This is a genomic window from Rathayibacter sp. PhB186 (assembly GCF_003751825.1).
Lineage (GTDB): Bacteria > Actinomycetota > Actinomycetes > Actinomycetales > Microbacteriaceae > Rathayibacter > Rathayibacter festucae.
The window spans coordinates 174,952-186,555 of sequence record NZ_RJKO01000006.1; the positions used below are offsets into that span (position 1 = coordinate 174,952).

Consider the following 11,604-nt stretch of genomic DNA (forward strand, 5'->3'; position numbering starts at 1 on the left):
AGCCTGTCTCCTTAAGACGCTTGTGTACGTGGTTTCAGTTTAGTGAGGCGGGAACGGCCGGTCGCCGTCCCGCGATGGTCCTAGAGGGCGTGCAGCGGCTTCCCCGCCAGCGCGAGGTGCGCCTCGCCGAGCGCCTCGTTCTGGGTCGGGTGCGCGTGCACGAAGGGGGCGACGTCCTCGGGGTGCGCCTCCCAGTTCACGATGAGCTGCGCCTCGCCGATCAGCTCGCCGACGCGGGCGCCGATCATGTGCACGCCGACGACGGGCCCGTCGACGACGCGGACGACCTTGACGGAGCCCGCGGTGCCGATGATCGTGCTCTTCGCGTTGCCGCCGAGACCGTAGTCGTAGCTCGCGACGCGCTCGGCGCCGTACTCGGCGACGGCGCGCGCCTCGGTCAGGCCGACGGACGCCACCTCGGGGTCGCTGTAGGTGACCTTCGGGATGTTGAGGTCGGCCACCGTCTGCGGCTTCAGACCGGCGAGCTCCTCGGCGACGAAGATTCCCTGCTGGAAGCTGCGGTGCGCCAGCTGCAGGCCGGGCACGATGTCGCCGACGGCGTAGACGCCGGGGACCGAGGTCTGCAGGCGCTCGTCGGTGATCACGTAGCCGCGGTCGAGCGTGACGCCGATCTCCTCGAGGCCGAGCCCGGCGGTGACCGGGCCGCGGCCGACCGCGACGAGGAGGAGGTCGCCCTCGACGCTCGCCCCGCTCTCGAGCGAGACGGAGACGCCGCCCTCGGTCTGGACGACGCCGGTGACGCGCGAGCCGAGGGTGAAGGAGATCCCGCGCTTGCGGAAGGCGCGCTCGAACTGCTTGCTGACGCTCTCGTCCTCGTTCGGCACGAGGTGGGGGAGCGCCTCGACGATCGACACCTCGGCACCGAAGGAGCGCCAGACGCTGGCGAACTCCACGCCGATGACACCGCCGCCGAGCACGACGACCCGCTCGGGGACGTGGTCGAGCTCGAGGGCCTGGTCGCTGGTGATCACTCGGCCGCCGATCTCGATGCCCGGGAGGGTGCGCGAGGCGGAGCCGGTCGCGACGACGATCGAGCCGCCGTGCAGCACGTGCTCGCCGACCGTGACGGTCGTCGGCCCGGTCAGCCGGCCCTCGCCGGAGACGACGGTGATGCCGCGGGCGGAGACGAGGCTCTGCAGGCCCTTGTACTTGCCGGCGACGACGCCCTCGCGGTAGCGCGTGACGCCGGGGACGTCGATGCCCTGGAAGCCGGCGAGGACGCCGTACTTCTGCGCGTCCCGGGCGCCGTCGGCGAGCTCGGCGGCGTGCAGGAGGGCTTTGGTCGGGACGCAGCCGCGGTGCAGGCAGGTGCCGCCGAGCTTGTCGCGCTCGACGATCGCCACGCTCATCCCGAGCTGGGTCGCGCGCAGAGCCGCCGCGTACCCGCCGCTGCCACCTCCGAGCACGACCAGGTCGTAGCGCTCTTCCGACACCCAGTGACTCCCTTGCGACGTGCGGTTCCCCTCGCCTCCGCGGATCTCCACGCCTGTGCGCGGGCCGGTCGGAGGGGGGACGAGGCGGGAGATCCCGCCCCGTCGACCCTACTACGCGCTCGCCAGGCCCTCGGCCAGGGCGAGGAGGGCGCGGACCGAGACCCCGGTGGGGCCGGTGCCGGTGAAGCCGTACCCGCCGCCGCCGTTGTTCGCCGGGCCGGCGATGTCGAGGTGCACCCAGGGGATGCGCGCCGCGTCCGGGCCCTCGCCACGGGTGCCGACGAACTCCTGGAGGAAGTGCGCGGCGATCAGCATGCCGCCGGCGGTGTTGCCCGGCTTGATGTTGGCGATGTCGGCGATCTCGGAGTTGAGCAGCGGGCGCAGCTCCGCGGGGAGCGGCATGTGCCAGAAGAGCTCGCCCGTGCTGCGCGCCGACTCCAGCACGGAGGCGACCAGCTCGTCGTCGCCGAACACGCCGGTGTAGCGGTTGCCGAGCGCGACGACGGCGGCGCCGGTCAGCGTCGCGACGTCGACGATCGCGTCGGGCTGCTCCTCGCTCGCGGCGACGAGGCCGTCGGCGAGCACGAGGCGGCCCTCGGCGTCCGTGTTGAGGACCTCGACGGTCTTCCCGCCGCGGATCGTGAGCACGTCGTTCGGGCGGATGGCCGTGCCGGAGGGCATGTTCTCGGCGATGCAGAGCCAGGCGGTGACCCGCACCGGCAGGCGGAGCTCGGCGACCGCGCGCACGACCGCGTAGACCGTCGCCGCGCCGGTCATGTCGTCCTTCATGCCGATCATCGAGGCCGGCGGCTTGAGGGAGAGTCCGCCGCTGTCGAAGGTGATGCCCTTGCCGACCAGCGCGAGGTGCTTCGGCGCCGCCGACTCAGGCGTCTTCTCGGGCGTGTAGGCGATCTTGACGAGGCGCGGCGGGCGGGACGAGCCGCTGCCAACACCGAGGATGCCGCCGAAGCCGTCGCGCTCGAGCGCCGACTCGTCCCAGACCGTGACCTCGAGGGGGAGCCCTTCGACGCCCTCCTGCACGGCCTCGGCCAGGGTCTGCGGATAGAGGTGCGACGGCGGGGCGTTGACCAGGTCCTTCACGGCGGACACGGCGCGACCGACGACCTGCGCGCGCTCGAGGACGGCCGCGTCGGCGGACTCGTCGGAGGTCACGAGGAGCACGCGCTCGACGGGAGCCTTCGCGGCGTCGAGGGTGCTGTGCCGGAAGGCGGTGTAGCTGTAGGAGCCGAGCGCGGCTCCCTCGGCGACGGCCGCGAGCGCGTCGTCGTCTCCGGTGGGCAGGGCGAGGGCGACCGAGGCGGTGCCGGCGAGGCTGCGGACCGCGAGTCCGGCGGCGGTGCGCAGCACGGTGGCGCTCGGCTCCGCGGAGCCCAGGCCGACGAGGACGACCACGCCGGCGCGGACGGAGGAGGGGACCCGCGTCAGCGACTCCGCGGAGCCGGTCACCCCGAGCGCGGGGAGCGCGGCGACGAGGTCGTCGAAGCCGTCGACGCCGACGAGACGGGGGCCGTCCGGTCCGGGCGCGACGCCGAGGACGAGAGCGCCGGTGTCGAGATCGGAGGCGGGAACGGTCGTGCACTCGAGAGAGGAGAGGGGCATGAGCGCAATGCTAGGCGCGGCCGGGACGGCGCTCGGCCGCCCCGTCGCGGCTGTTCGCTCAGGGCTCAGCGCCGCCGGGGAGCCGCCCCGGTGGGCCGTCTAGGCTGGATCGCATGCCGGATCCTGCAGACCTCTTCGCGATCGAGGGCGACCTCGCCGACGTCCCGCGGGGCCTCCACCTCGTGGCCGGCCTCACCGGGTTCGCCGATGCCGGAGGTGCGGTCGGCCAGCTCGCCGAGCACCTGCACGGGACGCTCGAGCACCGGACCGTCGTCGAGTTCGATCCCGACCAGCTGCTCGACTACCGCGCACGACGGCCGATCATCACCTTCGATCAGGACCACCTCACCGACTACACCCCGGCGAGCCTCCGCCTCTCGCTCGCGCACGACGAGCTGCACCAGCCGTTCCTCCTGCTCACCGGGTTCGAGCCGGACTACCAGTGGGAGCGCTTCACCCGGGCGGTGCTCGAGCTCATCGATCGGCTCGAGGTCGCGAGCACCACCTGGGTGCACGCGATCCCGATGCCCGTCCCGCACACCCGGCCGGTCGGCGTGACGGTCAGCGGTAACCGCGAGGACCTGATCGAGGCCATGTCGGTCTGGAAGCCGGTCACCCAGGTGCCCGCGAACGTCCTGCACCTGCTCGAGCTCCGCCTCTACGACCGGGCTCTCCCGGCCGTCGGCTTCGCCCTGCTGATCCCGCACTACCTCTCCGACACCGCCTACCCCCAGGCGGCCGTCGCCGCGCTCGAGAGCATCTCGGCGTCGACGGGGCTGATCTTCCCGACCGACAGCCTCCGCGAGAGCGGCCGCGAGTTCCTCTCGAAGGTCGACGAGCAGGTCGGCTCGAACGAGGAGCTGCAGAAGCTCGTCGCGGCCCTCGAGTCCCGGCACGACACCTACATGGAGGGGACGAGCCTGCGCTCGCCGCTCACCGACGAGGACGGCTTCGTCCCGACCGCCGACGCGCTCGCGGCCGAGCTGGAGAAGTTCCTGGCCATCAAGCGGCCCGGCGAGGAGCCCACGGCCCAATAGCAGGCGGCCCGCGCTTGGTAGTCTCTGCCGAGTGCGATCTCGTCGAGCCTGGTTCGTCTTCGGTGCCGGTGCGTTCGCGTACCTGGTCGCCGTCCTCGACCGCACGACGCTCGGAGTAGCGGGCGTCGACGCGGCGGAGCGGTTCGGCATCTCGGCCGCGATGCTCTCCTCGCTCGCCGTCGTCCAGCTGATCGTCTACGCCGGCATGCAGATCCCGGTCGGCATCCTCATCGACCGCTTCGGCCCGAAGACGCTGATCCTCAGCGGGACAGCGCTGATGATGGTCGGCCAGATCGTCCTGGCCTTCGCGCCGTCCCTCGGCGTCGCCATCGTCGGACGGATCCTGGTGGGTGCGGGCGACGCCGCGATCTTCACCTCGGTGATCAGACTGACCGTGACCTGGTTCAGCGGACCGATCGTCCCGCAGCTCTCGCAGTGGATCGGCAACATCGGCCAGGTCGGCCAGATCCTCTCCGCCCTGCCGTTCGCCGCGATCCTGCACGCGGCGGGCTGGACTCCCGCCTTCCTCTCCGTCGCCGGGATCGGCGCCGTCGCCTTCCTCGGCGTGCTCCTGCTGATCACCGACGTCCCGCCGCGGACCGAGCCGATCGTCCTGGTGCCGCCGACGCTCCGGGCGACGATCGCCCAGCTGGGTGTCAGCCTGCGCCGCCCGGGCACGCAGCTCGGCTTCTGGTCGCACTTCGTGACGCAGTCCTCCGGCACCGTGTTCACGCTGCTCTGGGGGTATCCCTTCCTCGTCTACGCGATCGGATTGGAGCCGGGAGTGGCCGCTCCGACGCTGACGATCGTCGTGGTCGCCGGCATCGTCGTCGGCCCGATCCTCGGCGTCCTGACCGCCCGGCACCCGATGCGGCGGAGCAACCTCGTGCTCGGCATCGTCTCGGCGATGGCGGTGGCCTGGACGGTCGTCCTGCTCTGGCCGGGGGTCCCGCCGTACTGGCTGATCGTCCTGCTGCTGATCGTCATCGGCGCCGGCGGGCCGGGATCGATGATCGGCTTCGACTTCGCGCGCACCTTCAACCCGTCCCGGAGCCTCGGCGCCGCGAACGGCGTGGTGAACGTCGGCGGCTTCCTCGCGAGCTTCACGATGATGTTCCTGATGGGGCTGCTGCTCGACTCGCTGGCGGGCCCGGGCGCGGACTCCGCCCGGCTCTACTCGATGGACCACTTCCGGCTCGCCTGGTGCATCCAGTACGTCGTCGTCGGCCTCGGAGTGATCGGACTGGTCACCGCTCGCCGCAGGACGCGGCGCCGGCTCGCCGAGGACGAGGGAATAACGGTGGCCCCTCTGTGGGTTGCATTGAACGACCGTCTCCGTCGTGGCCGCGCAGGACGCTGACCGTCGGACCCGCCCTTCCCCGTCCTTCCGCGAGGCCCCGCATGGTCTCGCGTCGGACTCCTCCCGGAGTGCCGAAGCCCTGAGCGCACGGCCGCACTACTCAGGCGTGCAATAATTGTCAATAGGACCCGTTCGGGTCGAGGAGCACGGCGCCCACGTCGGGCGTGCGATCCCCTCGACTTGACATGGGTCCTCGTAATGCCCACCGACGGACGACGCCTCCCGGCCTCGCCCGCAGCCGGGACGCAACGGATGGAGAGGTGCCGCCATGGCCACCAGAGCTACCAAGACCGCAACGCTCGACGCCGTCGACGACGACGTGACGACGACCAAGAAGCCCGCCGCGCGCAAGCCGGCGGCGAAGACCACCCGCGCCCGCGCGACCACCAAGGCCGCGGCTCCCGCCGCGACGGAGGAGGAGCCCACCGAGCCCGAGGACGTCGACGGCGACGCCGACGCCGAGGAGGAGACCGCGGTCGTGGTCGAGGAGACCGAGACCGAGGCCAAGGACGACACCGAGACGCCGGTCGTCGCGGCCGCCGCTCCGGCCGAGCCGCTGCCCAGCGGCGCGCTCGTCCTCTCCTTCGGCGGCGACGACGACGAGGTCCCCGTCTACTCGACGGCGATCACCGGCGCCACGGCCGACCCGGTCAAGGACTACCTGAAGCAGATCGGCAAGGTCGCGCTCCTGAACGCGGCCGAGGAGGTCGAGCTCGCGATGCGCATCGAGGCGGGCCTCTTCGCCGAGGACAAGCTCGCCAACTCGAGCGACCTCAGCCCGGAGCTCGTCCGCGAGCTGCGCTGGGTCGCGAAGGACGGGCAGCGGGCCAAGAGCCACCTGCTCGGCGCGAACCTCCGCCTCGTGGTCAGCCTCGCCAAGCGCTACACCGGCCGCGGCATGCAGTTCCTGGACCTGATCCAGGAGGGCAACCTCGGTCTGATCCGCGCGGTGGAGAAGTTCGACTACACCAAGGGCTTCAAGTTCTCGACCTACGCGACGTGGTGGATCCGCCAGGCGATCACCCGCGCGATGGCCGACCAGGCTCGCACCATCCGCATCCCCGTGCACATGGTCGAGGTCATCAACAAGCTCGCCCGCGTCCAGCGCCAGATGCTGCAGGACCTGGGCCGCGAGCCCACGCCCGAGGAGCTCTCCCGAGAGCTCGACATGACCCCCGAGAAGGTCATCGAGGTGCAGAAGTACGGTCGCGAGCCGATCTCGCTGCACACCCCCCTGGGTGAGGACGGCGACAGCGAGTTCGGCGACCTCATCGAGGACACCGAGGCGGTCGTGCCGGCCGACGCGGTGGGCTTCACGATGCTGCAGAAGCAGCTCGAGTCGCTGCTCGACTCCCTCTCCGAGCGCGAGGCCGGCGTGATCCGCATGCGCTTCGGCCTGGGCGACGGCATGCCCAAGACGCTCGACCAGATCGGCGACACCTTCGGCGTGACGCGCGAGCGCATCCGCCAGATCGAGTCCAAGACGATGGCCAAGCTCCGCCACCCGTCCCGCTCGCAGTCGCTCCGCGACTACCTCGAGTAAGCCGGTGATCCGCTACGCGCCGGCGGTCCTCCTCGGGAGGGCCGCCCGGTTCGCAGCGCGCGTCCGCAAGCCCGGCGGAGGCTCCGCCGTGCCCGGACTCGTCGTGAACCGCCTCGCGCCGGGCTTCCTCCCGACCGTGCTCGACGGCTTCACCGACGGCCTCGTCGTCGTCACCGGCTCGGCCGGGAAGTCGACGACGACCAAGATGCTCGTGGCGGTGCTCCGTGCCCACGGGCTGCGGGTCTTCACCAACCCCTCCACCGCGAACATCGCGCAGGGACTGACCTCCGCGCTGCTCGAGCGCACCGACCTCCGCGGGCGGATCGACGCGGACATCGCCGTCCTGGAGATGGACGAGGGCCATGGCGCCCGGCTCGCGCCGCGGATGAGCCCGCGCGTCGTGCTGCTCACCAACGTGGTCGTCGACCAGATCGACCGCTTCTTCGACCCGGCCATGGTCGCCCGGATGCTGGCGACCATCGCGACTCGGGCCACGGGCCCCGTCGTCCTCAACGCCGACGACCGCCACGTCGCCGACATCGCGACGAGCCTGCCCAGCGACCGACTGCGCTGGTACGGCACCTCGTCCGCCGTCCGCGATGCGGCTGTCGGGGGGCTCGGCTACGCGGCCGACGCCGAGGGCCAGGAGGGTCGTGCGACGACCGTCGTCGAGACCACGGCCGGTGCCGCCGCGACGATCCGGAGCGACGGCGACGTCCTCGACGTCCGCCTGCCCGCTCGCGGCGTGCACTACGCGGTCGACGCCGCCTCGGCGGTCTCCGCGGCCCGCGCGATCCTCGGCACCCGCTTCCTCCCGGCGACGACCGCCTCCGCGCTCTCGTCGATCGACCCCGTGTTCGGGCGCGGCGAGATCGTGACGGTGCGCGGCCAGGAGGTCGAGTTCGTCCTGGTGCAGAACCCGGCGAGCTACCGCCTCAACATCGCGGAGATCCCCGAGGGCACCGAGCAGATCATGCTCGCCGTCGGCTCCGACGTCCGTGACCCGTCCTACTTCTGGCCGGTCGACACCGCCCGCCTCGGGCGGGTCCGGGTCGTCTCCGGCTCGAAGGCGCACGAGGCCGCGCTGCAGCTGCGCTACGACGGGGTCGCGATCGACGCGGTCGACGACGATCTCGGTCGTGCGCTCGACGCCTTCCTCGCGCTGCCCGCTCCGAGCCACGGGCGGAAGACGATCGTCTTCTCCGCCGACTCGATGCGGCGCACCCGCGCCCACCTCCAGCTCGCCTCCAACCGCGAGGAGACCGCGTGACCACCCTGTTGATCGGCGTGCTCGCCCCCGACGTCCTGGACAGCAACGGCGATGCGGCGAACGCCCGCGTCCTCGCGGCACGCGCCGGCTGGGCCGGTCTCGACGCCCGCGTCCTGCCGCTGCGCGAGGAGGCCGACTTCGCCGAGCGGCCCGACGTGCTCGTGGCCGGCACGGGAGCGGACGAGGACCTGCCCGCCGTGCTCGACCTCCTCCGCGCGGTCGGCGACACGGTCCACGGCTGGGTGCGCGACGAGACCGAGGTCGTCGCCGTCGGCGCGGGCTGGGAGCTCCTCGCCGAGTCGTTCGCGACGTCCGAGGCCGTCATCGCCGGCATCGGGGTCCTCCCCGGTCGTGCCGTGACCTCCGAGCGCACGACCGACGACCTCGTCGTCGAGTCCGCGGCGGGCGTCCTCGTCGGCTTCGAGAACCACGCCCGCCGTTTCGAGGGCATCGATCCCGCGCACGTCCTCGGCCGGGTGCTGCACGGCACCGGTGACGGCGGGGGAGCGGAGGGCTACGCCGCAGGTCGGCTCCTCGGCACGCACCTCCACGGCCCCGTGCTCGCGAAGAACCCCGCCCTCGCGGACGCGATCCTGACCCGGGTGGCCGGGCGGCACGGTCTGGCCTACTCGACGCAGGACGAGCGGATCCGTGCGGCGGATGAGACAGCTCGAGCCGCCCGCGAAGTGATCGCGAAGCGGCTCGGAGTCGGCCGGTAGGGAGTCCCGCTCCCCACCGGCGAAGGGCGGGCTGACTAGGGGCGCTGCTCCTCGAAGAGGCGCGCCGACTCGTCGTGCCAGCTCTGGGCGATGCTGGAGAGCTTCTCCTGGTACTTCTTGCCGTGGTGCGCGCAGAACAGCAGCTCGCCGCTGTTCACCACGACACGGATGTAGGCCTGGGCTCCGCAGCTGTCGCAGCGGTCTGCCGCGGAGAGCTGCTGCGATCCAGCGAGCTCGTCCACGCCGTTCTGGGTTGCTGTGGTCGACATGACGTCGCCTCCTGCGCTCGGGTCTTCGACTTCGGTGGACTCGGCCTCTCAGCTCCGTCCTTCCCTTGGTCCAACCATCAAAGCACGCGGATGTTTCCCGGCAGAGTCGATCCCGTGGCATTTCGCTCTGCGCGTAGGTCCCCCGCCGCACTTCCCAGCCCGCGAGCACCGTGATCGCGCTCCGCCGCGCCGCGGCCGGGGTGTCGTCCCTCGAACCTAGACTGATCGGATGGCCTCCACCGACTACTCCGCACGGCACCTCTCCGTCCTCGAAGGCCTCGAGGCGGTGCGCAAGCGTCCCGGCATGTACATCGGGTCGACGGACTCCCGCGGGCTGATGCACTGCCTCTGGGAGGTCATCGACAACTCCGTCGACGAGGCCCTGGCCGGCCACGGCACCGAGATCAGCGTGGTGCTGCACGAGGACGGCAGCGTCGAGGTCCGCGACCGCGCCCGCGGCATCCCGGTCGACATCGAGCCCAAGACCGGGCTCACCGGCGTCGAGGTCGTCTTCACCAAGCTGCACGCGGGCGGCAAGTTCGGCTCCGGCTCCTACGCCGCCTCGGGCGGCCTGCACGGCGTGGGCGCCTCGGTCGTGAACGCGCTGTCGGAGCGGCTGGACGTCGAGGTCGACCGCGACGGCCGCACTTACCGGATGTCCTTCCATCGCGGCGAGCCCGGCCGCTTCGCGGACTCGGGCGAGCCGACCCCGGACGCTCCGTTCTCGCCGTTCGAGAACGGCTCCGAGCTGGAGATCGTCGGCAAGGTGAAGAGGGGCGTCACCGGGACGCGGGTCCGCTACTGGGCGGACCGGCAGATCTTCACCAAGGGCGCCGCCTTCCAGACCGACGACCTCGTCACCCGGGCCCGGCAGACCGCCTTCCTGGTGCCGGGGCTCACGATCGACATCGTCGACGACCGCGAGGAGGAGCGCCGCGCTGAGATGTTCCGCTACGACGGCGGCATCTCGGAGTTCGTCGAGTTCCTCGCTCCGGACGCGGCCGTCACCGACGTGCTGCGGCTCACCGGCAGCGGCACCTTCACCGAGACCGTGCCGGTGCTCACCCCCGGCGGCGCGATGGTTCCCACCGAGGTGGAGCGCACCTGCGAGGTCGACATCGCGCTGCGCTGGGGCACCGGCTACGAGACGGTGCTGCGCAGCTTCGTCAACATCATCTCGACGCCCAAGGGCGGCACCCACCAGACCGGCTTCGAGCAGGGGCTGCTGAAGCTGCTCCGCGCGCAGGTCGAGGCGAACGCCCGCAAGCTCAAGGCCGGCTCGGACAAGCTGGAGAAGGACGACGCGCTCGCTGGTCTCACCGCGGTGCTGACCGTGCGCCTGCCCGAGCCGCAGTTCGAGGGCCAGACGAAGGAGGTGCTCGGCACGCCGGCCGTGCGCGCGATCGTCGCGCAGACGATCACCTCGACCCTCGGCGCCGTGTTCGCCTCGACGAAGCGCGAGGACAAGGCGCAGATGTCGCAGCTGCTCGAGAAGCTCGTCGCCGAGATGAAGTCGCGGATCTCGGCCCGCGCGCACAAGGAGACGCAGCGCCGCAAGAACGCGCTCGAATCCTCCTCGCTGCCGGCCAAGCTCGTCGACTGCCGCAGCAACGACGTGGAGAACAGCGAGCTGTTCATCGTCGAGGGCGACTCGGCGCTGGGCACCGCGAAGCTCGCCCGCAACAGCGAGTACCAGGCGCTGCTGCCGATCCGCGGCAAGATCCTCAACGTGCAGAAGGCGAGTATCGCCGACATGCTCTCGAACACCGAGTGCGCCTCGATGATCCAGGTGATCGGGGCCGGATCCGGTCGCTCCTTCGAGCTGCCGGCCGCGCGCTACGGGAAGATCATCCTGATGAGCGACGCCGACGTCGACGGCGCGCACATCCGCACGCTCCTGCTCACGCTGTTCTTCCGCTACATGCGGCCGCTGGTCGAGGCCGGCCGGGTCTTCGCCGCGGTGCCGCCGCTGCACCGCGTCGTGGTGATGAACTCCGGCAAGAAGCCGAACGAGACGATCTACACCTACTCCGAGAAGGAGCTGCAGGGCGTCCTCGCCGGTCTGTCGAAGGCGAACCGGCGCTACCAGGACCCGATCCAGCGCTACAAGGGCCTCGGCGAGATGGACGCCGACCAGCTCGCGCTGACGACGATGGACCGCTCGCGGCGGACGCTGCGCCGGGTCAAGGTGTCGGACGCCGAGAACGCGGGCCGGGTCTTCGAGCTGCTGATGGGCAACGAGGTGGCGCCGCGCAAGGACTTCATCGTCCGCGGCTCCGAGACGCTCTCGCGCGACCGCATCGACGTCTGAGGCCCGTCCCGCGCCGGGGCG

Annotated in this window: 9 protein-coding genes; 6 read left to right on the forward strand and 3 right to left on the reverse strand. The window is 71.5% G+C overall.

The genetic code is table 11. The features are described from left to right. Window positions 1-80: 80 nt before the first annotated feature. Window positions 81-1,454: a dihydrolipoyl dehydrogenase gene (gene lpdA / locus EDF45_RS15680; protein ID WP_123736933.1), complete on the reverse strand. Its 1,374-nt coding sequence runs from the start codon at window positions 1,452-1,454 to the stop codon at window positions 81-83. Window positions 1,455-1,565: 111 nt separating this feature from the next. Next, window positions 1,566-3,074, reverse strand: coding sequence for a leucyl aminopeptidase (locus EDF45_RS15685; protein WP_123736934.1), 1,509 nt, complete (start codon window positions 3,072-3,074; stop codon window positions 1,566-1,568). Between the two features lie 113 nt (window positions 3,075-3,187). On the opposite strand from EDF45_RS15685, the gene EDF45_RS15690 reads away from it, so the two are divergent. The 5 genes from EDF45_RS15690 (at window position 3,188) to EDF45_RS15710 (ending at window position 9,003) form a co-directional block, all read left to right on the forward strand. After that, window positions 3,188-4,111 carry a proteasome assembly chaperone family protein gene (locus tag EDF45_RS15690; RefSeq protein ID WP_123736935.1) on the forward strand — a complete coding sequence of 308 codons (924 nt, stop codon included), beginning with the start codon at window positions 3,188-3,190 and terminating at the stop codon, window positions 4,109-4,111. Window positions 4,112-4,142: 31 nt separating this feature from the next. Continuing rightward, the gene (locus tag EDF45_RS15695; RefSeq protein WP_123736936.1) at window positions 4,143-5,471 is read left to right on the forward strand and encodes a nitrate/nitrite transporter; all 1,329 of its coding nucleotides are present in this window, start codon (window positions 4,143-4,145) and stop codon (window positions 5,469-5,471) included. A 268-nt stretch (window positions 5,472-5,739) separates the two neighbouring features. Next, the gene (locus EDF45_RS15700; protein WP_123703559.1) at window positions 5,740-7,014 is read left to right on the forward strand and encodes an RNA polymerase sigma factor; all 1,275 of its coding nucleotides are present in this window, start codon (window positions 5,740-5,742) and stop codon (window positions 7,012-7,014) included. 88 nt (window positions 7,015-7,102) lie between these two features. Next, on the forward strand, window positions 7,103-8,284 hold the full coding sequence (locus EDF45_RS15705) for a Mur ligase family protein (RefSeq protein ID WP_148070837.1): 1,182 nt from the start codon (window positions 7,103-7,105) through the stop codon (window positions 8,282-8,284). Then, window positions 8,281-9,003, forward strand: coding sequence for a cobyric acid synthase (locus EDF45_RS15710; RefSeq protein WP_123736938.1), 723 nt, complete (start codon window positions 8,281-8,283; stop codon window positions 9,001-9,003). Before EDF45_RS15705 ends, EDF45_RS15710 begins: the two co-directional genes overlap by 4 nt. Before the next feature lie 35 nt (window positions 9,004-9,038). On the opposite strand, the gene EDF45_RS15715 is transcribed toward EDF45_RS15710, so the two are convergent. Further along, window positions 9,039-9,272: a hypothetical protein gene (locus EDF45_RS15715; protein ID WP_123445851.1), complete on the reverse strand. Its 234-nt coding sequence runs from the start codon at window positions 9,270-9,272 to the stop codon at window positions 9,039-9,041. A gap of 229 nt (window positions 9,273-9,501) precedes the next feature. Here EDF45_RS15715 and EDF45_RS15720 point away from each other — a divergent pair, with 229 nt between their 5' ends. Beyond that, window positions 9,502-11,583 carry a type IIA DNA topoisomerase subunit B gene (locus EDF45_RS15720; RefSeq protein ID WP_123736939.1) on the forward strand — a complete coding sequence of 694 codons (2,082 nt, stop codon included), beginning with the start codon at window positions 9,502-9,504 and terminating at the stop codon, window positions 11,581-11,583. The last annotated feature ends 21 nt before the right edge of the window (window positions 11,584-11,604 follow it).